Annotated in this window: 23 protein-coding genes; 4 read left to right on the top strand and 19 right to left on the bottom strand. The window is 67.2% G+C overall.

Features of this window, described 5'->3' with window-relative positions:
• Positions 1-312: 312 nt before the first annotated feature.
• The 10 genes from WFQ67_RS09630 to WFQ67_RS09585 all read right to left on the bottom strand — a co-directional run bounded on the left by WFQ67_RS09630 (position 313) and on the right by WFQ67_RS09585 (position 10,799).
• Positions 313-885 (bottom strand): hypothetical protein, encoded by a 573-nt coding sequence (locus WFQ67_RS09630; protein ID WP_337056686.1) that lies wholly within the window; start codon positions 883-885, stop codon positions 313-315.
• An 87-nt stretch (positions 886-972) separates the two neighbouring features.
• The gene (locus WFQ67_RS09625) at positions 973-1,311 is read right to left on the bottom strand and encodes a hypothetical protein (protein ID WP_213628967.1); all 339 of its coding nucleotides are present in this window, start codon (positions 1,309-1,311) and stop codon (positions 973-975) included.
• Complete coding sequence (locus WFQ67_RS09620) at positions 1,308-3,746, bottom strand: hypothetical protein (protein WP_337056685.1); 2,439 nt, start codon at positions 3,744-3,746, stop codon at positions 1,308-1,310. The genes WFQ67_RS09625 and WFQ67_RS09620 overlap by 4 nt, the downstream gene beginning before the upstream one ends.
• Positions 3,747-3,805: 59 nt before the next feature.
• Positions 3,806-4,597, bottom strand: a complete 792-nt coding sequence (locus tag WFQ67_RS09615; RefSeq protein WP_337056684.1) for a hypothetical protein — start codon at positions 4,595-4,597, stop codon at positions 3,806-3,808.
• Positions 4,594-5,184 (bottom strand): RNA polymerase sigma factor, encoded by a 591-nt coding sequence (locus WFQ67_RS09610; protein WP_337056683.1) that lies wholly within the window; start codon positions 5,182-5,184, stop codon positions 4,594-4,596. Before WFQ67_RS09610 ends, WFQ67_RS09615 begins: the two co-directional genes overlap by 4 nt.
• A 1-nt stretch (position 5,185) precedes the next feature.
• Positions 5,186-6,949, bottom strand: a complete 1,764-nt coding sequence (locus WFQ67_RS09605) for a vWA domain-containing protein (protein WP_337056682.1) — start codon at positions 6,947-6,949, stop codon at positions 5,186-5,188.
• Positions 6,950-7,152: 203 nt separating this feature from the next.
• The gene (locus tag WFQ67_RS09600) at positions 7,153-8,592 is read right to left on the bottom strand and encodes an aminotransferase-like domain-containing protein (RefSeq protein WP_111262401.1); all 1,440 of its coding nucleotides are present in this window, start codon (positions 8,590-8,592) and stop codon (positions 7,153-7,155) included.
• Between the two features lie 210 nt (positions 8,593-8,802).
• Positions 8,803-9,612, bottom strand: coding sequence for an OmpA family protein (locus tag WFQ67_RS09595; RefSeq protein WP_213628962.1), 810 nt, complete (start codon positions 9,610-9,612; stop codon positions 8,803-8,805).
• Positions 9,609-9,938 (bottom strand): DUF4398 domain-containing protein, encoded by a 330-nt coding sequence (locus WFQ67_RS09590; RefSeq protein WP_173174050.1) that lies wholly within the window; start codon positions 9,936-9,938, stop codon positions 9,609-9,611. Before WFQ67_RS09590 ends, WFQ67_RS09595 begins: the two co-directional genes overlap by 4 nt.
• Positions 9,939-9,977: 39 nt before the next feature.
• Positions 9,978-10,799, bottom strand: a complete 822-nt coding sequence (locus tag WFQ67_RS09585; protein WP_213628961.1) for a substrate-binding periplasmic protein — start codon at positions 10,797-10,799, stop codon at positions 9,978-9,980.
• A 114-nt stretch (positions 10,800-10,913) separates the two neighbouring features.
• Here WFQ67_RS09585 and WFQ67_RS09580 point away from each other — a divergent pair, with 114 nt between their 5' ends.
• Positions 10,914-11,837 (top strand): alpha/beta fold hydrolase, encoded by a 924-nt coding sequence (locus tag WFQ67_RS09580; RefSeq protein WP_213628960.1) that lies wholly within the window; start codon positions 10,914-10,916, stop codon positions 11,835-11,837.
• Positions 11,838-11,898: 61 nt separating this feature from the next.
• Here the strand turns inward: WFQ67_RS09580 and WFQ67_RS09575 are convergent, their stop codons facing one another.
• Complete coding sequence (locus WFQ67_RS09575) at positions 11,899-12,828, bottom strand: electron transfer flavoprotein subunit alpha/FixB family protein (RefSeq protein WP_111262405.1); 930 nt, start codon at positions 12,826-12,828, stop codon at positions 11,899-11,901.
• Positions 12,829-13,578: an electron transfer flavoprotein subunit beta/FixA family protein gene (locus tag WFQ67_RS09570; RefSeq protein ID WP_111262406.1), complete on the bottom strand. Its 750-nt coding sequence runs from the start codon at positions 13,576-13,578 to the stop codon at positions 12,829-12,831.
• A 324-nt stretch (positions 13,579-13,902) separates the two neighbouring features.
• Here WFQ67_RS09570 and WFQ67_RS09565 point away from each other — a divergent pair, with 324 nt between their 5' ends.
• Positions 13,903-15,567 carry an electron transfer flavoprotein-ubiquinone oxidoreductase gene (locus WFQ67_RS09565; protein WP_173173869.1) on the top strand — a complete coding sequence of 555 codons (1,665 nt, stop codon included), beginning with the start codon at positions 13,903-13,905 and terminating at the stop codon, positions 15,565-15,567.
• A 60-nt stretch (positions 15,568-15,627) separates the two neighbouring features.
• Here WFQ67_RS09565 and WFQ67_RS09560 read toward each other — a convergent pair whose 3' ends face one another.
• Positions 15,628-16,188: a DUF1285 domain-containing protein gene (locus WFQ67_RS09560; protein WP_213628959.1), complete on the bottom strand. Its 561-nt coding sequence runs from the start codon at positions 16,186-16,188 to the stop codon at positions 15,628-15,630.
• A gap of 10 nt (positions 16,189-16,198) precedes the next feature.
• On the bottom strand, positions 16,199-16,801 hold the full coding sequence (locus WFQ67_RS09555) for a DUF4823 domain-containing protein (RefSeq protein WP_213628958.1): 603 nt from the start codon (positions 16,799-16,801) through the stop codon (positions 16,199-16,201).
• A 383-nt stretch (positions 16,802-17,184) separates the two neighbouring features.
• On the opposite strand from WFQ67_RS09555, the gene WFQ67_RS09550 reads away from it, so the two are divergent.
• Together WFQ67_RS09550 and WFQ67_RS09545 are read left to right on the top strand one after the other, a co-directional pair.
• Positions 17,185-17,451: a PepSY domain-containing protein gene (locus WFQ67_RS09550; RefSeq protein ID WP_111262439.1), complete on the top strand. Its 267-nt coding sequence runs from the start codon at positions 17,185-17,187 to the stop codon at positions 17,449-17,451.
• Complete coding sequence (locus WFQ67_RS09545) at positions 17,451-17,999, top strand: cytochrome b/b6 domain-containing protein (RefSeq protein ID WP_337056680.1); 549 nt, start codon at positions 17,451-17,453, stop codon at positions 17,997-17,999. Before WFQ67_RS09550 ends, WFQ67_RS09545 begins: the two co-directional genes overlap by 1 nt.
• On the opposite strand, the gene WFQ67_RS09540 is transcribed toward WFQ67_RS09545, so the two are convergent.
• The 5 genes from WFQ67_RS09540 to WFQ67_RS09520 are packed head-to-tail and all read right to left on the bottom strand — an operon-like array spanning position 17,996 to position 22,160.
• Entirely contained in the window at positions 17,996-19,384 is a 1,389-nt protein-coding gene (locus WFQ67_RS09540; protein ID WP_213628956.1) for a sensor histidine kinase, read from the bottom strand. The genes WFQ67_RS09545 and WFQ67_RS09540 overlap by 4 nt on opposite strands.
• Positions 19,381-20,043: a response regulator gene (locus tag WFQ67_RS09535; protein WP_173173859.1), complete on the bottom strand. Its 663-nt coding sequence runs from the start codon at positions 20,041-20,043 to the stop codon at positions 19,381-19,383. The genes WFQ67_RS09540 and WFQ67_RS09535 overlap by 4 nt, the downstream gene beginning before the upstream one ends.
• 8 nt (positions 20,044-20,051) lie before the next feature.
• Complete coding sequence (locus WFQ67_RS09530; protein ID WP_213628955.1) at positions 20,052-20,687, bottom strand: tetratricopeptide repeat protein; 636 nt, start codon at positions 20,685-20,687, stop codon at positions 20,052-20,054.
• Positions 20,684-21,490 (bottom strand): SDR family oxidoreductase, encoded by an 807-nt coding sequence (locus WFQ67_RS09525; protein WP_213628954.1) that lies wholly within the window; start codon positions 21,488-21,490, stop codon positions 20,684-20,686. Before WFQ67_RS09525 ends, WFQ67_RS09530 begins: the two co-directional genes overlap by 4 nt.
• On the bottom strand, positions 21,477-22,160 hold the full coding sequence (locus WFQ67_RS09520; RefSeq protein WP_173173855.1) for a TenA family transcriptional regulator: 684 nt from the start codon (positions 22,158-22,160) through the stop codon (positions 21,477-21,479). Before WFQ67_RS09520 ends, WFQ67_RS09525 begins: the two co-directional genes overlap by 14 nt.
• Between the last annotated feature and the right edge of the window lie 5 nt (positions 22,161-22,165).

Here is a 22,165-nt window from a genome sequence, read left to right as displayed (position 1 = left end):
TGGATGACGCTCTGTTCATCCACCAAGCGTTCTTGCAGCAAGCACCGGCGCCCGCCTCGTGGGAGCGAATTCATTCGCGATGGAGTACCCGGCGGCTCGCCGCCCTGTGCCGGCTGCAGGTCTTTCGCGGCTGAAGCCGCTCCCACAGGGAGAGCCCGCCACAAGAGCGGACATGGCTACGTTGGGCCTCGCTGCGCTCGGCGCCAACCTACGGCACCGCGCGCAACCCGAACCACGGTGCCAACCGGTGTGTAGGGTGGATGGCGCTCTTTCCATCCACCGGCGGAGTACCCGGCGAGTGCGGTAACCCCGCTACTGCTTGAACTCGAACTGCAGTTCCGCCCCTTCCACCGAGCGCCAGTAGTCGTCTTCCTTCTCGTTGGTGAGCAGCTTGCCGTTGAGCTGGAAAGGGCCTTCGGTGGGCGCCTTCTCGGTGAACATCGGCGGCAGCAAGGGCTCTTCGGCCTTGCGCTCCTCCACGATCTCGGGCTCGAGTTTGTCCACCAGGTGCTTGGGCAGGCGCAGGTCGAGTTTGGCCTTGGGCAGTTCGGTCTTTTCCGGCTTGCGTGCATTGCCGGCTGGGCTGGTGGCCGGCTGGGCTGCCTTGGCGACGGGCTTGGCGTCCGCCTTCGGCTTGGTTTCTGGCTTGGCTGCGGGTTTAGGGTCGGCCTTGGCCACGGGCTTGGGCGCCTCGCTCGCCACCTTGGGGGGCTCGCTGGCCGGCTTGGCCGCAGGTGCCTCCTTGGCCGGGGCGGCAGGCTCGGGCTTCGCGACCTCGGTCACCGGAGGCGGGCTGGCGGGTGGTTTCTGCGGTGGCGGCGCTTCCTGCTCGCAGCCGGCGAGCAGGCCCAGGAGCAACAGCAGGTAGAAGGGAAAACGGGTCATGGGCAGTGTGCAAGGCAAGGCATGAGGGGCCATGCTCGCCCCTCGATCCCGCCCTGGCAACCCCGTAATTCGGAACTTGCCAACGCTTTACACCCCTTCCCGGCCGGTGAACACCGCCCAGATCAGCAGGCCGAAGGCCAGGGTGTGGACCAGGCTGCCGAGCAGGTTGATGGCCGCGTAGAAGTACATGGGCTCCGCATCGGGCCAGATATCGAAGGCCAGGATCGGGATCAGCGCGTGCAGGCCGATGGTCATGCCCTGCCATACCAGCAGGATCAGCATGCTGGCCAGGCACAGGCCGGCGGCGCGGGGCTGGGCACGCCAGAAGCGCGCGGCCATGGCGCAGCCGAGCAGCCAGACCACGACGAGTGGCAGCAGGCCGACGGAGCTGAGCAAAGAGAAGATGGCGGAAGGGCTGTCGGTCATGGGGCTCTCCAGGGGGCGAGGTGGGTGGAATCCAGGTGCTGCCAGAGGTCGATGCGCTCCCGCTCCGCATCGGGCAGCCAGAGGGCCCCTTCGCGGCGCAGCGGTTCCGCACGCAGCGCCAGCAGCTCATCGAGGCTGAAACGACGCGGCTCGCCGACATCGTCTTCCACCTCATGGGCGTAGGCATGGATGCGCATGCGCAGGCCCGCGCCATCGAAGCCTTCGAAGCGCGGCATAAGGCCGATGGGATCGGCGCAGCGATACAGGCGGTGTTCGTGAGTATCCAGCACCAGCAGGTGCCAGAGCGGATGGCTGCCGGCCCTTGGGTCGTGGTGCTCGCCGAAGCGGGTCAGCGCCAGGAAGCGGCCATCGGCCGACCAGATCATCGCCGGGCCCAGGTCGGCGATCGCGCAGCCGGAGGCCGTGAGCAGGCAACCGCCCAGGCGGGGCTCCTGCTCACGCAGGTAGCTGTCGGCGAAGCGGCTTTCACAGCCGAACAGCCAGGCGGCATCCCCGCCGCCAGGCGCAGGCAGGACGAAATCCCCCTGCGCGTTGGCAACCGGCGGGCACTCGGCCAGGCGCCAGGCCGGCAACAGGCGCAGCGCGTCGAGGTCGACTGCCACCCGCGCCACCTCGTAATAGAGGCGCTCGCCACCAGCGGCCATGAAGGTGGCGGCCCGCTGTGCGTCCGGGGCCGCCTCGGTGAAGCGCTGCAGGGGGCCGGATTCGTGCCCTTCGGGCAGGCGCCCGAGGACATGGGCGAGGCTGACGACACCCTCTTGGAAGTCATGCAGCCGGGCGATCAGCAAGGGTTGCTCCAGCACCCGCAGGCGGCGCTCGCGAATATCGGCCACCACCAGGCGATGGGGCACGGCCGGAGCCTCGGCGAACGCCACCAGGGCCAGGTAGCGGCCGCAGTCGGAAACGCGGTGGTCCAGGCACCATTCACCGTCGAGCCGCCAGTCACCGATGCGGCAGGCGAAGGCGCCCTGGCGGCCGTCCGCGCCGTCGCGCAACCAGTCCAGGTGGGGCTCCACGCCATTGGCCAGGGCCTGCAGCTTCAGGCTGGCGCCAGTGCGCCCCGCGCCGTCCAGCGATACGCCGAGGCTGAGTTGCGTCAGCCGGTGCTCGCCGGCCAGGGCACGGCCCTGCTCGTCGAGGCCGGCCAGGGTCTCGCTGTCGCTGTGGATGCTGTAGAGGCCGTAACCGAAGCCAAGATGGTCGGTGCCGGCGAAGTCGAGATAGGCGGCGCGCCACAGCTGCCGCCCGTCGATACGCAGCGGTGCGCCCAGATTGAGGCGCGGCTCGCCCTCCAGCGCCTGCCAGGGCTCCTCCAGCTGACGCCAGCCGCCCCCCTCCTCCCACAACCAGCAGTCGTTGCTCCAGCCCCGTTCCAGCTCGGCGACGGGACGCGCGCGGCATACCAGCGCCTTGCCATCCTGCCGCCAGATGACCGCTTCACCGTCGGCCAGCAACAGGCCGCTGGGCTCGTCGTCGAGCACCAGTTCGCAGGCGGGGTTGGCCAGGGGCGCGAGGGGGTTGTCCAGCTCGCGCAGGGTGCCTGGCAGGTGGGGGGCGCCACGCAGGCGGTAGCTGCCCGTCGGGGCTGTGAACTCGCGCGCGGCGGGCAGGTGTGCGGCCCTCTCCGGGCTGAGCCAGAGATCGCCCACCGCGATGAAGTCTTCGCTGCGGGCATCGGCCAGCAAGGTGTCGAGGCGCGCCGCGACGGCCTGGTTGGACACCAGTGGGCTGTGGCGACCGCGCAGCACCTCGCCATCGAAGGCATCCAGCTCCCAGAACTGCGGTCCGTTGGTGCAGTGATGCAGGCGGCGCAGCTGGCGGTCGAAGATCGCCAGGCCCCACTCGCCCCGGGAAGGAATGGGCGCGGCCAGGTAGCGGCCGTCGCTGGAGAAGCACAGCGAGCTGCCCAGCCCCTCCAGCACCACGCCGTCGGGCAGCAGGTGGTCGCACCAGGCGGGCCCGCCCATGGCGATTTCGCCCCAGTTGAAGCTGCGCACGGGTTCGCCTTCGGGCGTCAGCAGCGGGCCGCTGCTGCCCCAGGCGTTAGCGCCCGGCCCGGGCTCGGCAAGGCCCAGGCGACGCTCCCATGCCGCCACTGCGGCAAGGCCCAGGAAGACCGCGACGATGCCGGCGAAGATGCCCCAGTAGCCGGGCAGCAGCCGCCCCACACCGATGCCGAAGCCGATCATGGCGCAGGACAGTTGCGGACTGATGCGCCGGGCCAGCGCCTCGCGCCCGGTGTATGCCGCCAGGCCCAGGGCGAGAACGTGCAGCAGCACCAGGGCCGCCGACAGCGGCAGGGGCAGCATGGCGCAGAGGACGATGGGCAGGAGGGTCAGCGCGAGCTGGACGCACAGCTCCAGCAGCAGGCGACCGAGGCTCTTGTCGTCGTGCCCGGAAGATGAAAGGGACAATCACGCGCTCCTTGCACGGGTCGCGGTCCCGGCGGTGCTGGTTCACCGCCGGGGCCGGACTAGCGGCGTTCCCCGAGCCGTTCCAGCTCGGCCTCGATATCCAGTTGCGGGTGATCCTGGCGCAGGCGCGCCAGCAGCGCGTCGGCGGCCTGGGTGTCGCCCTTCTCGCGCAGCGCCAGCAGCTCTTCGAGCTGTGCCACGAGCGTCTCCTCCTTGGCCTTGGCCGGCGCCGGGCGCGGCTTGGCGGCCAGCGCGGGGGCCTCGGCCTTCAGCGCCTCGGCGGCCTGCTCGTGCACGTCGGCCTGATCGCCCAGGGCCGCCACCGGCGCCTGGCGCTGGGCTTCTTCGGCCAGGCGCGAGGCGGCCATCTTCTTCGCTTCGCGGATCATCACGGGTGCCGGTTCAGGCGCGGTGGCATAGCCGGCCACGTCCGGCTCCGGCGCGGACTCCAGGCTGCCCGCCACGGCGGTGGCCTCGCTTGCGCGGGCCATCGGCGCAGCGGCCGGGGCGACGGGCACGATGGGGGCAGGCGCCCCCATGGCCGCCGGGGCCGGGATGCCGCTTTCGTGGTCGAGTCCGGGGCGATCGAGGTTGCGCCAGGTGAGGCTGACGCCGATGCCCAGGCAGGCCAGGCCGGCGAAGGCTACGGACCAGCGCTGGCGGCCACCGGGGCCGAACAGCCAGGCGTGCAGGCGCTCGCCCAGGCCTGGCCTCGCGGGACGCACGGCATCGCGGGCCGCGGCGAGGATGCGCGCATCCAGCTCGGCGGAAGGCTCGCCGGCGTCATGGGCACGGAAGTGGGCGAGCAGGTCGCGCTCCAGCCCATCCGGCTTGCGTGGCTCCTGGTTCATGTGGATACCTCCTCGGTGGCGGCCGGATCGGCCAGCAACCGACGTAGCTTCTGCAACGCGTAGCGCAGGCGGCTCTTCACCGTCTCGGCGGGCGTGCGGGTCATCTCGGCGATCTCGTGCAGTTCGAGGTCGCCATGGGCGCGCAGCAGGAACACCTCGCGCTGCTCGCCGGGCAATTCCTCCAGCGCGGCCTGCAGGCGCTGGCGATCACGGCTGAGGCTCAGCTGCTCCTCCGGGTCGTCGCTGCTCCCCGGCAGGGCATCGCCATGCAGCTGCTCGTCGAACTCGTCGACGCGCCCGTGGAGCCGCCCGTGCTTGCGCCAATGATCGATCAGGCGGTTGCGGGCGATCTGGTAGAGCCAGGTCTTGAACGCCACCTGCTCGCGCTGCTCGGTGGCGCTGCGGATCAGGTTCAGCCAGGTTTCCTGGAAGATCTCCTCGGCCAGGCCGGCGTCGCCGCACAGCCCGCAGAGAAAACGGTAGAGGCCGAGGCGATGGCGTGCATAGAGCACGCCAAAGGCCTCGGCATCGCCGTGTCGGTAGCGCCGCAGCAGCGCGGCGTCGTCATCCGTGATGGGTTCGCTCAAGTCACTCGATCCGTGCCTGTGAAGGAGTTGGATTTTGCAGGCTTTGTGCGAGTTCGACCAGTTGCACGAATTCGCCGCGCAAGCCGAAGCGATCGTCGCCACGGGCGCCACGGGCCAGCGCCAGGGTGTCGTTGAAGCCGAAGCTGCCGGTGTACTGCCCGCCCTTGAGCTGCTGGGCGAAGGCGGCCACGGCGGCGGCGAAGCGCAGGTCTTCGCTGGCCCCGGCGATCGCGGGCACCTCGGCGGCGGCGATGGGACGCTCCAGCAGCTTGCTCTGCTCGCTGCCCGGCGCCTTGTAGCGGATGCGCAGCCAGGCCAGCTCGGAAGACTTGCCATCGGCCTTCTGCGCCTGCTGGTAGCGCAGCGGCTCCAGCCAGCCCTTGCCGCCGGCCGGGACGATCTCGTAGAGCGCGGTGACGGTGTGGCCCGCGCCGATCTCGCCGGCATCGACCTTGTCGTTGCTGAAGTCTTCGCGCTTGAGGGCGCGGTTCTCGTAGCCCAGCAGGCGGTATTCGCTGACCTGGGCGGGGTTGAATTCGACCTGCAGCTTGACGTCCTTGGCCACCACCTTGAGGGTCGAGCTGAGCTGGTCCACCAGCACCTTGCGCGCCTCACGCAGGCTGTCGATGTAGGCGTAGTTGCCGTCGCCGGCATCGGCCAGTTGCTCCATCAGCTGTTCGTTGTAGTTGTCGGTGCCGAAGCCCAGGGTGGTCAGCGAGACCCCGCCCTTGCGCTTCTCGGCGGCCAGTTGCTTGAGGCTTTCGAAGTCGCTGATGCCGACGTTGAAGTCGCCGTCGGTGGCCAGGAGGATGCGGTTGATGCCGTTCTTCACCAGGCCCTTCTGCGCTTGGGCATAGGCCATCTGGATGCCGGACTCGCCTGCGGTGGAGCCGCCGGCGGCGAGCTGGTCGATGGCGGCGCGGATCTTCGCCTTCTCGCTGCCCGACGTGGATTCGAGCACCACGCGGGCCTCCCCGGCGTAGGTGACGAGGGAGACGCGGTCCTCGGCGCGCAGCTGGTCCACTAGCAGCTTGAGGGTGCCCTGCACCATGGGCAGGCCGTCACGGCGGTCCATGGAGCCGGAGACGTCGACCAGGAACACCAGGTTGGCCGGCGGCAACTGCTCGACCTGGGTGTCGGAGGCCTTGATGGCAATGCGCAGCAGGCGCGCCTCGGGGTTCCAGGGCGAACGCGCCAGCTCGGTGCCGATGCCGAAGGGCACGTCGCCCTGGGGCAGCGGGTAGGCGTAGGGGAAGTAGTTGACCAGCTCTTCCAGGCGCACCGCGTCCTTGGGCGGCAGCTGGCCGCCATTGAGGAAGCGCCGGACGTTGGCGTAGCCGCCGGTGTCGACGTCGATGCTGAAGGTGGAGACCGGGTCGCTGGCCACGGCATGGATGGGGTTGTCGGCGAGATGCGCGTATTGCTCGCGGCCCTCGTCGCGGTAGCCAGCGGCCAGGGCGTCGCTGAGCGGTGCGGCGGCCACGGGCATGGCCATCGAACCCGCCACCGCGATGGGGGCCGCGCGCTTGGCCATCGGCGCCGGGGCATAGGCGGCATTCGGCTCGGCGGCGGGCTTGGCCAGTTCCTGCAGGCGCGCGTCGTCGTTGGCGCTCACCGAACCGCTGACCTCGGCTTCGGCCTTGGTCTCGCTTGCACCGGGCGTGGTGCCGGATTCATGCCCCTGGCAGGCGGCCAGGGCGAGCAGCAGGCCGGCGGCGAAACCGGCGGCGAGGGGTTGGCGGAGCAGTGCGGCGGGGGTGGTCATGGCGGGTCTCCTGGGGACGGAATGTCCATACGCACCAGTAGACGGGGGCGGCGATCAGGTCGGGTTAAAGCGTGATGAAATTATTTCCGGGCTGGGCGCGGGGCGTGGGAGCGAATTCATTCGCGATGATCGCCGTGCCAGGCCATCGCGGTTGAAACCGCTCCCACAATAGGGCACCGGGCTTCAGCCCGGCGCGCCTGGTGTCAGAAGAAGCTGCCGGCTTCCTGGCACAGCTGCTTGGCGAGCATGCCGAGGGTCATGATCGCGCGCTCCGCCTCGCGGTTCCACGGGATGCCGCAGTTGAGCCGCACGCAGTGGTTGAACTGCTCGGTGTTACTGAAGATGAGCCCCGGCGCGATGCTGATGCCCTGCTGCAAGGCGCGCACGTGCAGGTCCTTGGTGTTGACCTTGGCGGGCAGGCTGATCCACAGGATGAAGCCGCCGTTGGGCCGGCTCATCTGCGTGCCTTCGGGGAAGTACTGCTGCACACCCAGCTGGAAGGCGGTGAGGTTCTTGCGGTACTCCTGGCGGATGTAGCGCAGGTGCCGGTCGTAGCCACCGTTCTCCAGGTAAGCGGCGACGCCCATCTGGGTGACGCTGCAGGCGGAATGGGTGCTGAAGGTCTGCAGGCGCTGGATCTCGTCCTGGTACTTGCCGGCGATGATCCAGCCGATGCGCACGCCCGGCGACAGCGTCTTGGAGAAGCTGGAGCAGTAGACCACGCGCCCTTCGCGGTCGTGGGCCTTGAGCGCCTTGGAGGGGCCCTGCTCGAACATCAGCTCACCGTAGATATCGTCCTCGATGATCTGGATGTCGAAGTCCGACGCCAGGCGCAGCAACTGCTTCTGGCGCTCCTCGGGGATGGTGCCACCCAGGGGATTGCTCAGGCGTGAGGTGAGCACCAGCGCCTTGATCGGCCACTGGTTGGCGGCCAGCTGCAGGGCCTCGAGACTGATGCCGGTGGTGGGGTCGCTGGGGATCTCGATGACCTTGAGGCCGAGCAGGTCCGCCAGTTGCAGCAGGCCGTAGTAGGTGGGCGACTCGGCGGCGATCAGGTCGCCGGGACGGGTCAGCACGCGCAGGCTCATCTGCAGCGCATCGACGCAGCCATGGGTGATCACCACGTCGGTGGGGTTGACCACCACGCCGGCGTCGCGCATGCGGATCGCCACCTGGCGGCGCAGCGGCTCGAAGCCGGGGCTGAACATGTAGCTGAAGGCGCGCGGGCTGTGGAAGCGTGTGACCTTGGCCAGTTGCTGGTGCAGCGCGCGGACCGGGAGGTAGTCCACATGGGGCACGGCGGCGCCCAGGGGGAAGACGCCTTCGCGGCGGGACTCGGTGAGCACCTGGTTGATGATGCTCGCGCGGGTGACCAGGCCGGGGCGCTCGACACGGGCGATGTCCGGGGTGGACGCGGTCAGGGCCGGGGTCTGGTGCACGTAGAAGCCGGATTGCGGCCGCGCGCGGATCAGGCCCTGGTCCTCCAGGTTGGCGTAGGCCTGCAGCACGGTGGCATGGCTGACATTGAGCTGCGAACTCATCTTGCGGACCGAGGGCACGCGCTCGCCAGGCTGGTAAACGCCGCGACGGATGTCTTCGGCCAGTTGCTGGGCGATACGTTGATAGAGCAACAGATTGGTCATGGCGGCGGCACCTGGTTCACTGGACCGAAACAGTACCCGAGCAGTAACAAATTGCACCGGTACAGAGCGTGGAATTGTGGGCCATACAGTGCGCTTTCGCCAGTGACTGTATCGTTTCACTCCGACGGGCCCACCGCTTCCGGCGCAGCTGTACGGGCAATAAAAAACCCCGGGGGGCCGAAGCCGCCGGGGTCTTTCGAACGCTTGCCGTCAGCGGCGCTCGCCGAGCTTGCCCTTCTCGTCGGAGAACACGATCTCGACGCGGCGGTTCTGCGCCCGCCCGTGGGAGGAGGCGTTCTCGGCTACGGGGAAGGCTTCGCCGTAGCCCACCACTTCCATGCGCTTGGCATCGATGCCGAGGTCGCCGAGCACGTCGGCCACCGCCTGCGCACGATCGCGAGACAGGACGAGGTTCTCTTCTCGGGCACCGCTGCTGTCGGTGTAGCCCTCGATGCGCACGACGCGACGCGGGTTGATCTGGAGGAACTGCACCAGCTTGAGCAGCGTGCGGTTGGCCGAGGCCTTGAGTTCCGCACGCCCGGTGTCGAACAGCACGTCGCCCAGGGTCATCACCAGGCCGCGGTCGGTCTCGGTGGCGGCGAGGCTGACCATCTGTTCTTCCATCCAGTCGCCCTGCTGCTGGACGCTGAGCAGCTTGGCTTCGCGCAGGGCCAGTTGCAGGCGTTCCTGGTCCACCTGCAGCTTGGCGGCACGCTCCTGGTTGAGGTTGAGCTCGCTGTGCTGGCTGGCGATCTCGCTGTAGCGCTGGCTGAGGTAGGCGTAGTGCTCGACATCCTGGTCATTGCCCAGGTAGTTGGACAGGCGCTCGGCGCGGGCCAGGGATTCGCCGGCGCGGATCACGTCCTTCGGCGCGCTGCGCAGCACGTCCGGGTCTTCCTTCACCTGCTGGAAGCGGGCACGCGCGGCCTCCAGGCTGTCTTCGGCGCGCTGCGGGCTGGCACAGCCGGCCAACAGGCCAAGGCCCAGCAGGAGGCCGCCGAGGGCGATGCGATGGCTCATTGCAATTCCCCCAGTTGCTTGCGCAGGCGATTGATGCGGGCACTGAGGTCGGCCAACTGGGCCTTGCTCTTCTCGGTCAGCACCTTGGACTCGGCCAGGCGCGCATCCAGTTCGGCCTGCTCGGCGAAGATGCGGGCACGCTTGTAGTCCTGCTCGCCCATGTTCTTCTGCGCGCGGGCGAGTTTCTCTTCGGCCAGCTTCATGTCGGGGCTCTGCTCGGCGCTCGCACCCACGGCGCGGGCCTGGGCCACGGCCTGCTCGGTGAGGCGGAGCTGCTCCACGGGAGCGGGGTCGTTGGCACAGCCGGCCAGCGCGAGGACGGCCAGGCCGAGGGCCAGAATGCGTTGTTCGATCACGAGGGATTCCTAGGGTTTCGGGGCGCTGGCCGGCTGCAACTGCTGGGCCTTCCAACGCTCGAGATTGCGCTGCAAGAGGACTTGCGGCACACCTGCGGCGGTCAATTCTGTCATTTTTTTCGCGAGTTGTCCGCGCAGCCAGGGATCGTTGCAGGCCGAGTTGTGGGACAGGGTCAGGTACAGGCCCTCGCTGGAGATCGGCGGTTCCAGCGCCTCGAGGTCGTCCGCCATGCCCAGGGTATCGGCCAGGGCGAGGCCCGGGTAATGCTCGTAGAGCACGTACTCGGTGCGCTCCAGCACGAGCTTCTGGTAGGCCTGGGTCAGGCTCGGGACCTCTTCGAGGGTCAGGTTCGCCTTGGCGAAGGCGTCGAAGGCCTGGCCGAAGCTGTTGTTCACCAGGGTGCCGCCGGTATGGCCGAGCAGGTCCTGCCACTGGGCGTAGGGGAAGCCGTGGCCGCGCTTGACCCACACGACGCTGGGCGTGTCGAGGAAGGCCGGGTGGATGTAGTCCATGGTCTCCAGGCGCGGCAGGGTGAGGAAGGCGCCGGCGATCAGGTCCACGCGACCGGTGCGTACCTCATCCTGGGCGCGGGACCAGGGGCCGGTATAAAGGATGTCGATCTTCAACCCGAGTTCGTCGCCCAGGCGCTTGAGCAGATCGGCGTTGGCACCGACCAGCAGCTTGGGGTTCTGCGGGTCGCGCCACAGGTAGGGCGGATATTCGGGGTTGCCCGTGGCGACCAGGCGCTCGCACTTGCCAGCCGCATGACCCAGCCCCGGCAGCGTGGCCAGGACCAGCAACAACGGAGCGATGAAGGGGCGTATGTGCATCAGGGACTTCCTGGACCGGACCTTGGTTTGGGCGATGCAGCCACTGCGCTGCATCGCTCTAGCGTCATGCTAGCTTAGGCGAACTGCAATAATTTTTTGCGATAAGGACGCGCCATGAAAAAACTGCTTGTCGGACTTGTGACGGTGCTGGCAGCCCTGGCTGCCACCCTGTACTTCTCCCCCGCCGCCCTGATGACCACGGCACGTTTCGTGGAGTGCCAGCTGGCGGGGCTGTCCACCCGCAACGTGACGGTCGGCGACCTGGATATCGCCTACTACGAGGGTGGCCCGGCCAGCGGCGAAACCATCGTCATGGTCCACGGTTTCGGGGCCAACAAGGACAACTGGCTGCGCATGGCGCGACACTTCACCGAGCGCTACCACGTGATCGTCCCGGACCTTCCGGGCTTCGGCGACAGCAGCCGCCCGGCCGGCAGCTACGACGTCGGCACCCAGGCCGAGCGCCTGGCCTCCTTCATCGCCACGCTGGGCGCGGGCAAGGTGCACCTGGTGGGCAATTCCATGGGCGGGCACATCGTCGCCCTCTACGCCGCGCGTTATCCACAGCAGGTGCGCTCGCTGGCGCTGTTCGACAACGCCGGGATCACCGCCCCGCACAAGAGCGAGCTGTACGAGCGTCTGGAACGCGGCGATGCCAACCCGCTGGTGGTGGCCTCGGTCGCGGACTACGACCCGTTGATGGATTTCGTCTTCGTCGAGAAACCGGCGATCCCCGGCTCCCTCAAGCGCTATCTCGCCGAGCAGGCGGTGGCCAACCGCGAACATTACGATCAGGTGTTCCAGCATCTGGTGCAGCGCTACGTGCCGCTGGAACCGGAGCTTCCGAAGATCACCGCCCCTACCCTGCTGCTCTGGGGCGACCGCGACCGCGTCCTGGATGTCTCCAGCATCGAGGTGATGAAGCCATTGCTGGCCAAGCCCAGCGTGGTGGTGATGAAGGACTGCGGCCACGTGCCGATGATCGAACGCCCCGCCGAAACAGCCTCGCACTACAAGGCCTTCCTCGATTCGCAGTGATTCCCCGGGCAACAAAAAACCCGCTCGATGAGCGGGTTTTTCGTGGGTGCGGAAAGCTGGATCAGACCAGTTTTTCCAGCTCCGGTACGGCTTCGAACAGGTCAGCCACCAGGCCGTAGTCAGCCACCTGGAAGATCGGGGCTTCTTCGTCCTTGTTGATGGCGACGATGACCTTGGAGTCCTTCATGCCCGCCAGGTGCTGGATGGCACCGGAGATGCCGACCGCGATGTACAGCTGCGGAGCGACGATCTTGCCGGTCTGGCCGACCTGCATGTCGTTCGGCACGAAACCGGCGTCGACGGCAGCGCGGGAAGCGCCGACGGCAGCGCCCAGCTTGTCGGCCAGCGCGTACAGGTGCTTGAAGTTGTCGCCGTTCTGCATGCCGCGGCCGCCGGAAACGACGATCTTGGCTGCGGTCAGTTCCGGACGGTCGGACTTGGCCAGTTCCTCGCCAACGAAGGCGGACTTGCCAGCGTCGCTACCGGCGCCGACGGCTTCGATGGCAGCGGAACCGCCTTCGGCGGCAACGGCGTCGAAACCGGTGGTGCGCACGGTGATGACCTTGACCGAAGCCGAGGACTGCACGGTGGCGATGGCGTTACCGGCGTAGATCGGGCGCTTGAAGGTATCGGCGCTTTCGACCGCGATGATCTCGGAGATCTGGTCGACGTCCAGCTGGGCGGCGACGCGCGGCAGGAAGTTCTTACCGTTGGTGGTGGCGGGAGCCAGGATGTGGCTGTAGCCCTTGCCCAGCTCGGCGATCAGCGGCGCGACGTTTTCCGGCAGCTGATGAGCGAAGGCGGCGTTGTCGGCAACCAGGACCTTGGAAACGCCAGCGACCTTGGCGGCGGCTTCGGCAGCGGCGCCGACACCGGCACCAGCGACCAGGACGTGGATGTCGCCACCGATCTTCTGGGCAGCGGCAACGGTGTTCAGCGTGGCAGCGGCCAGGGCGGCATTGGTGTGTTCAGCGATAACCAGGATAGTCATTTAGATTACCTTCGCCTCGTTCTTCAGTTTCTCGACCAGTTCAGCCACGGACTTGACCTTGATGCCGGCGCTGCGGGCAGCAGGCGCTTCGACTTTCAGGGTCTTGACGGTGGAAGCGGTGGAAACACCCAGGGCGTCCGGGGTGACGGTGTCCAGAGGCTTCTTCTTGGCTTTCATGATGTTCGGCAGCGACGCGTAGCGCGGCTCGTTCAGGCGCAGGTCGGTGGTGACGATAGCCGGCAGGTTCAGGGCTACGGTCTGCAGGCCGCCGTCGATCTCGCGGGTGACGTTGACCTTGTCGCCGGCGACTTCGACCTTGGAGGCGAAGGTGCCCTGGGCGTAGCCGGTGAGGGCACCCAGCATCTGGCCGGTCTGGTTGTTGTCGCTGTCGATGGCCTGCTTGCCAAGGATCACCAGCTGGGGCTGTTCCTTGTCGACGACGGCCTTCAGCAGCTTGGCGACGGCCAGGGAGCTGAGCTCTTCGGCGCTTTCGACCAGGATGGCGCGGTCAGCACCGAGGGCCAGGGCGGTACGCAGCTGCTCTTGAGCAGTGGCCGGGCCAATGGTGACGACGACGATTTCACTCGCCACGCCTTTTTCCTTCAGACGGACGGCTTCTTCCACGGCGATTTCGCAGAAGGGGTTCATCGACATCTTGACGTTGGCGAGGTCGACGCCGGAGTTGTCCGCCTTGACGCGAACCTTGACGTTGTAGTCGACCACTCGTTTGACAGCTACAAGAACCTTCATGGATTCCTCGTTACTCTCCGGTGAATAAGAATGTCGCCAAGGACGAGCCTCTGGCGGGTGATGCTCGTCGGCCGGAACCGACGGTCAGCCCATACGGCGAGCGCAAAACCGCCCGTATCTTGACCGTAACGCCTAATCCGGTCAATACGGGAAAATACCCCGCCATAAGCCGCAGAGCCTTATCCTATCAGGCTTCTACAAAATTCAAACAAACGTTTGTATTGGACCGGCCAAAGGGTGTGGATATAATGCGCCAGCTCTGGTCAGGGATCGAGCCTAGCCCTCCCACATAAAACATCGAAGAGAGCCTTGAGGAGAATGACTGTGGAACGCGAATACATGGAATTCGACGTCGTCATCGTCGGCGCCGGCCCTGCTGGCCTGTCCGCCGCCTGCCGACTGAAGCAGAAGGCCGCCGAAGCTGGTCAGGAGATCAGCGTATGCGTGGTCGAGAAAGGTTCCGAAGTCGGCGCCCACATCCTCTCGGGTGCCGTGTTCGAGCCGCGTGCGCTGAACGAGCTGTTCCCTGACTGGAAGGAACTCGGCGCCCCGCTGAACACCCCGGTCAAGCGCGACGACATCTATATGCTCAAGGATGCCGAAGGCGCGATCAAGATCCCCGACCTCTTCGTGCCCAAGACCATGCACAACGAGGGCAACTACATCATCTCCCTGGGCAACCTGTGCCGCTGGCTGGCCCAGCAGGCCGAAGGCCTGGGCGTCGAGATCTACCCGGGCTTCGCCGCCCAGGAAGCGCTGATCGACGAGAACGGCGTGGTACGCGGCATCATCACCGGCGACCTCGGCGTGGATCGCGAAGGCCATCCGAAGGAAGGCTACTACACCCCCGGCATGGAACTGCGTGGCAAGTACACCCTGTTCGCCGAAGGCTGCCGTGGCCACATCGGCAAGCAACTGATCAAGAAATACAACCTGGACTCCGAAGCCGACGCCCAGCACTACGGCATCGGCATCAAGGAAATCTGGGACATCGACCCGGCCAAGCACGAGCAGGGCCTGGTGGTGCACACCGCCGGCTGGCCGCTGTCGATCATGGGCACCGACAACACCGGTGGCTCCTTCCTCTATCACCTGGAGAACAACCAAGTGGTGGTCGGCCTGATCGTCGACCTGTCCTACTCCAACCCGCACCTGTCGCCCTTCGACGAATTCCAGCGCTACAAGCACCACCCGGTGATCAAGCAGTACCTGGAAGGTGGCAAGCGCGTGGCCTACGGTGCCCGTGCCATCTGCAAGGGCGGCCTGAACTCGCTGCCGAAGATGGTCTTCAAGGGCGGCGCGCTGATCGGCTGCGACCTGGGCACCCTGAACTTCGCCAAGATCAAGGGCAGCCACACCGCCATGAAGTCCGGCATGCTCGCGGCCGAAGCGGTGGCCGAAGCGCTGCTGGGCGGCAAGGAAGGCGGCGACGAGCTGACCACCTACGTCGACGCGTTCAAGGCCAGCTGGCTGTATGACGAGCTGTTCCGCAGCCGCAACTTCGGTGCCGCGCTGCACAAGTTCGGCCCGGTCATCGGCGGCGGCATCAACTGGCTGGACCAGAACATCTTCGGCGGCAAGATCCCCTTCACCCTGCACGACAACGTGCCGGACCACGCCTGCCTGAAGAAGGCCAGCGAAGCGCCGAAGATCAACTACCCGAAACCCGACGGCAAACTCAGCTTCGACAAGCTGAGCTCGGTATTCCTCTCCAACACCAACCATGAAGAGGAACAACCCTGCCACCTGAAGCTCACCGACCCGAGCATCCCGATCGCCAAGAACCTGCCGCTCTACGACGAGCCCGCGCAGCGTTACTGCCCGGCCGGCGTATACGAGGTGGTGACCCAGGAAGACGGCGAGAAGCGCTTCCAGATCAACGCGCAGAACTGCGTCCACTGCAAGACCTGCGACATCAAGGACCCGGCCCAGAACATCACCTGGGTCGCGCCCGAAGGCACCGGTGGCCCGAACTACCCCAACATGTAAGCGCGACGAACGAAAAAGGCCCCTCGGGGCCTTTTTTGTTGCCTGCGGGAAAAGCCCCGGTCAAGGCTCCTCGCCGATCGGGAAGAACTGCCCACCCGACCACAGGCCCAGCCAGTTGCGACCATCGACCTCGCGCACCACCGCCAGCTCCACCAACTGGTAGAAGACATTGCGATGGATCAGCGCCTCCAGGTTGGTGCGCACATGAACGTAGGGCGCCGGCTCCTGGGTGACCGGGTCGGTCTCGACACGGATCGGGTGCTCGGCGCCCGCCTCCACCTCGTCCTCGACATTGGTGACGAAGCGCAACACCTGCGCCTCGCCCTCCCCGCTCACCTCGACGCTCACCGCCACGAAGGGCGCGTCGTCGACGGTGATGCCGACCTTCTCCACCGGCGTGACCAGGAAATAGTCGTCGCCATCGCGGCGGATGATGGTGGAAAACAGCCTGACCATCGGCTTGCGGCCGATGGGCGTGCCCAGGTAGTACCAGGTCCCGTCGCGGGCGATGCGCATGTCGATATCGCCGCAGAAATCGGGGTTCCACAGGTGCACCGGCGGCAGCCCCTTCTCCTTGGGAATCTGCGCCAGCAGATCGCCGGCCTTGCCCGGGTCGTTCATCACATCCTCCTCAGCGGCTCAGCCCCATGAGGCTGCGCGCATATTGTCTCAACGGCGGCCCGATCAGGTCCTCGGGCTTCTGGTCATGGAAGGTGAACAGGCCACCGCGATGGGTGATGCGCGCCGTGTCCACCAGATAGCGGTTGCCGGTCTCGATCAGCATCAGCTGGATCACGCCATTGTCGACGCCGAGCCGGTCCAGCGCCTCCTGGTCCTCCCACTCCTCCAGCGTGCCGATGCGATCATCGGCATCGGCGAAGCGGCTGTACAGCAGGTAGTTGGCCCCGAGCGAACGGGCCTCGCTCATCGCCTGCTCCAGGCTCACCGGCTGGCTCGCACGGCGCACCAGCGGGAAGTATTCGACGAACCCCTTGAAGGCCTCCTCGGCCACCACGTTCGCCTTGGTGTGGGTGCCGCCCTGGGGCATGAAACTGCTCTGGGCGATGTAGATGAACGAATCCGGCTGCAGCCGCCAGGACATCGAGCGATAGGTCTCGCTGTGATCCAGCAGCCCGGCGTCGCTCATCTGCTCGCGAGCGCCGAGGGTCATGTCGCTGACCTTCATGCAGCCCCCGAGGGCCAGCAGCGCCAGCAACAGCATCAAACTACGCATTCTCAATCCTCCACGGCCGGCGACGAAAAACCGGCACTCGGCGCAGCGATGCAGCTTCCGCGCCATCACGTACTCCGCCGCCAATCCGGGCCGCCCCCGTAGCCCGCCGCACACCCTCGAACGCCTGCCAGCGCGCCCGCACGAGCCGCTGCCGCGCGTGGCGTCCCTGCGCCAGGGTGCGCAACGGGCTTTCCATCCGGGGCACCGCACCGTCGAAACCCTGGCGCGAATCGCCCCCTGCAAGAGCTGACCCCGGGCGCCAGGAGAAATTCAGGCGGCACAGCCTCCCTCAACCGCGCCGGAATGTCGATATCGCCCCCCTCAGAATCCCTTAAGCTTCGACGCGCAGAGTGAAGCCTCCCCACTCCATCGAGGACTTCATCATGCGCTACCTGCTGCTTCCCGCCCTGCTCATCGCCAGCACCGCGGCCCTCGCCTCCCCCCAGTGCACCACCGCCGAACGCTCCACCTGGAAGGACCCCGAGCAATTCCAGGCACAGCTGAAGGAACAGGGCTACCAGATCAGCAAGTTCAAGATCACCTCCGGCAACTGCTATGAGATCTACGGCTTCGACAAGGACAAGCGCAAGGTCGAGATCTATCACGACCCGGTCACCGGCCAGCCGGTCAAGAGCCGGGTGGAAAACTGATGGGCGGAGCGACCATCCGGCTCTGGGACCCCGTCGTCCGCGTGTTCCATGCCTCGGTCGCCGGCGCCTTCTTCGCCAACTACCTGTTCACCGAGGAAGGCGACGCCTGGCACACCTGGCTGGGCTACTACGCCTGCTTCTGCCTGCTGGTCCGGGTGCCGTGGGGTTTCATCGGCCCACGCAGTGCCCGCTGGCGCGACTTCTGGCCCACCCCCGGACGCCTCGCCACGCACCTGCGCGCCCTGCGCAGCGGCGCGCCGCACCACCGCCTGGGGCATTCGCCCCTCGGCGCGCTGGTGATGATCCTGATGATGCTGTCCATGGCACTGCTCGGGCTCACCGGCTACCTGATGCAGGAAGTCGATGCGCTGTGGGGCGCCGAATGGCCGGAGGATGCGCATCGCTGGATCGCCAACGGCCTGGCCCTGCTCGTGTCGCTGCACGTGGCCGCCGCCGTGTTCGAAAGCCTGCGCGTACGCGACAACCTGCAGCTTTCGATGATCACCGGCCGCCGCCGCCCGCTACCGGGCGACGACGAGCCCCACTAGGCTGCGGGGCGCCCGGCCGCCTCCGCGAAGGGAAACTCCAGGGTGGCCCGGGCTCCGCCGCCGGGCCGGTTTTCCAGGCGGACGGCGCCGCCCAGGTGTTCCATGATGGTCCGCACGATGGGCAGCCCGAGGCCGGCCCCCCCTTCGTGGCCATCGCTGAAGAAGCGTTCGAACACCACCGCCAGGCGATCGGCCGGAACACCGGGCCCCTCGTCCTCGACCGACAGCTCGACATGCCCCTCGCGGACGATGAGGCCGACTTTCACCACGCCATCGACCGGCGAGAAATTCACCGCATTGCTGACCAGGTTCTGCAGGGCGATGCCGATGCTCATCGCGTCGCCCCGGACATGGCAGGTGCCCGGCTCGATATCCAGCACAGGCTCAACGTTGCGCTCCAGTATCCAGGGCGTCATCTCCACCAGCGTGTCCATGGCGACCTTGGCCAGGTCGACATCCTCCAGGTGGCGCTGGCCGAGCCGCGGCTCGATCCGCGCCAGGGTGAGCAACTGGTTCACCACCCGGCTCAGCCGATCCACCCCGCCGATCAGAAAGCCCAGCGCCCGGGCCCGGTCTTCCTCGGTCCGGGCCTCCTCCACGTTCTGTGCATGCAGGCGGAGAATGGCCAGCGGGGTGCGCATCTCATGGGCCGCGTCGGCGATGAAGCGCTGCTCACGCTTGAGCAGGTCGGCGACCTGGCTGAGCAGCCGGTTGATGGCGGCCTGCATCGGCTCCAGTTCGCTGGGCAGGGGCGCCAGTTGCAGGGGCTCGAGCGACTTGGCATGGCGCCCGCGGATGACGTTCGCCATGTTCTGCAGAGGCTGCAGCCCCGAGCCGATGGCGAACCACACCAGCAGTGCCAGCACCAGAGCGCCGAACAGGAACGGCAACAGGGTATGGCGGACGATGCGCCCGACCAGGTCGCCGCGGACATCCTTGCGCTCACCCACCCAGATCGACACCTGCTGCGCCGGCACCGGCAGCAGGAAACCACGCCACTGCTTGCCCTCGATGACGATGTCGGAAAAGCCCGGAAGGCGTTGCGAAGGGTCGATCCGTGGCGCACTGGGCGTATGGACCAGAAGCTCGCCACCGTCGCGCCAGACCTGGAACGCCAGCTTGTTCTCGTAGGGGTGCCCGACACCCGGTCTGCCGGCCTGGCGCAGGGCCTCGTCGAACGCATCGTAGAGCCGCCCCCGGTCGGCGGGCGCGAGCGGCAGGCTCATCACCCCCTGCAGCAGGCGAGCGTTCTGGGCCAGATGGGCATCGTAGACCTCGGCGATCTCGTGGCTGCTGTCGCGGTAGTTGTAGTGCGCCAGGAGGCCGGTACCGAGGATAAGCAGGATCACCACCCGCCAGAGGGTGCGTTGCCGCAACGACGTCATAGTCTGTTTTCCACCAGGTAACCGATCCCGCGGACGGTCCGTATCAGCTCGCTGAACAACTTCTTGCGCAGGTGATAGATGTGCACCTCAAGGGTGTTGCTCTCCGCCTCCTCGTCCCAGCCATACAGCAGCTGGGTCAGGCGCTCGCGGCTGAACACCTTCCCGGGTTGCGCCAGCAGCTCGTGCAGCAGCAGGTATTCGCGCGGGGTCAGCAGGACAGGCCGGCCCTGGTAGTGGACCTGCTGCGAGACGGGATCGAGACTGACGCCGCCGTGTTCGATCAGCACCTTGGCGCGACCGCTGCTGCGACGCAGCAGGGCGCGCAACCGCGCCTTGAGTTCGTTGAGGTCGAAGGGCTTGATCAGGTAGTCGTCGGCGCCCGCGTCGAGGCCGGCGATGCGATCCTCCATGCCATCGCGCGCCGTGAGCACCAGCACGGGGAGCACCGACCCGCTGCCACGCAGGCGCTTGAGCACATTGATGCCATCCATCCGCGGCAGGCCGAGATCGAGAATCACCAGGTCGAAGTTCTCCTGGGTCAGTGCATGCAATGCGCTGGCGCCATCCTGCAGCCAGTCGATGGTGTACCCCTCCTCGCGAAGGCCCGTCCGCAGGCCCTCCCCCAACGCAGTGTCGTCTTCAACCAGCAACAGGCGCATGCCCAGTCCTATTTGTCCTTGAGGGTCTTGAGTAAAGCATTGATCTCCTCCCGCCGCCCCTGGTCAGCCAGCTCGCGACCGGGCCTGGGAGCGGCCTGCAGTGCGCGCTCCAGGGCCTGCCTCGACTCGGCGAAGCGGTCCTGACGGTACAGGTGATCCCCCCAGAAATACAGGCTGTCGATGCCGTCGGGATTCAGGCGCAGCGCTTCCTGGAGCAGCGTCTCGGCCTTCTCGGCATCGCCGAAGCCGATGGGCCAGCCGGGGACTCGATCATAGAGGGCGGCCAGGCTGGTGTAGGCGGAACCCTGCAGGGCCCTGGGGTCCAGCGCCAGCGCCTTTTCGAGGCTGGCCCGGGCGTCCTTCACCTTGCCCAGCGCCCCGAGGCCACCTTCGGCGCCGGCCCAGCTGCTGGTGACGATACCGTTCCAGATCCAGGCCTCGGCGGCGGTCGGCTGCTGGCGGGCGAACGCCTGGGTGTCGGCAGCCAGCCTGGCGAAGGCCGCAGCACGTTCCGCCTCGGCCGTGCGGTACTGGATCTGCGCCCAGCGCGTCTGGATATCCGCCAGGCGCTGCTGACCCGCTTCATCCAGGGCGAAGGCGAAGGATGAAGCGAAAAGCAGGCCGATGAGCATCAGTCGTTTCATTTGCCGATCTCCCCCGCCCCCGGGCGGCTGTGGTGACGAATCAATGGCAGCTGCTTGCGCAGGGCACGGTCGACCAGCCCCGGCAGCAGGTGGTTCAGGCGCACGAAGAGTTTCTCCGGCCAGCCCAGGTAGAGCTCGCGGAGATTGCGCTCGATCGCTTCCAGCACCGCGACGGCGACATCGCCGGGATCGTCGGTGCCGACCTTGAGGGCATCGTTGAGCGCCCTGGCGGCAGCGCCGTTCATCGCGGTGCGGGTGGCGCGCGGCGCGACATAGAGGACATCCACCGCCGTGTCCGCCAGCTCGCGGCGCAGGGCTTCCGAGAAACCGCGCAGGGCGAACTTGCTGGCGCAGTAGGCCGCATAGCCGGGGTAGCCGATCGAGCCGTAGGTGGAGCCGATGTTGGTGATCAGCGCGTGCTCCTGCCGGCGCAGCAGCGGCAGCAGCAGGCGGGTCAGCTGCAGGGTCGCCTTGACGTTGAGGTCGAGCAGCTCCGCGATGCCCTCCTCGCTGGCCTGTTCGAACAGCGCGAAGTGATTGATCCCCGCTGCGTTGATCAGCAGGTTGGTCCCGCCCATCTGCCAGGCAGCACTCAGCACATCCTGGCGTCCGGATGCCTGGTTGAGGTCGGCCTCCTGCCAGCGCAGTTGGTTGGGGAAGCGCTGGCGCAGCGCCGCCAGGCTGCCCTCGTGGCGACTCACCGCCAGGACCTGGGCACCCGCCTCGCACAACTGCCCGGCCAACTGCAGGCCGATGCCCCCGCTGGCGCCGGTGAGCACGGCACGGCAGTCAGACAAGCGCATGACGCACCTCGTCGCGGACGCTGGCGCGCGGCAGGCCACGGAACATGTCCGCATAGAGCCCGTAGACGACCCTGGAGGTCTTGATGACGGCCTGCTGGTCCTCCGGCTGGTCGAGGCGGTCCATCAACTGGCGGTAGGTGGCCATGTGGTCCTGGTCCAGCTCGCCGTGGGAGCTCAGGTAGCTGAAGGCATTGGCGGGCAGGCCGAGGGACGTGCGGATGCTGCCCGCCGCATGGGTGGCCAGGGCGATGCTGGTGCCCTCCAGCACGTTGACCATGCCGAAGAGCCCGACCGGGTTGTGCCGCGCGATGGTGTCGTAGAGGTAGGCCACCATCAGCTCGATGGGAAGCGACGGGCTGCCGTTGCGCACCTGCTCGGGGTCGCCGCCGCAGACCTCGATGTCATTGAGGATCCACTGCTCGTGGCCGTACTCCTCGTCGATGTATTCGCACACCGCCTTGCGCAGCCACTCGAGCCGGCTGGGCAGGCGCGCACCGCAGGCCATCATCAGGGGCGCCGTGTGGCGGACGTGGTAGTAGGCCTGGGTCAGGAAGGCGATGTAGCCCTCCAGGCTGACGGTTCCGCCCAGGGCATCGCGGATCACCGGGACGCCGAAAAGGGTCTGGCGCTCCTCATGGGTTGCAGCTTGCAGCGAGTCGAAGAAAGACATGGTGG

The sequence above is a fragment of the Pseudomonas sp. USHLN015 genome (assembly GCF_037153275.1).
Lineage (GTDB): Bacteria > Pseudomonadota > Gammaproteobacteria > Pseudomonadales > Pseudomonadaceae > Metapseudomonas > Metapseudomonas tohonis.
The sequence above is the reverse complement of the archived record's forward strand: the minus strand, read 5'-3'. Positions and strand labels throughout refer to the sequence as shown.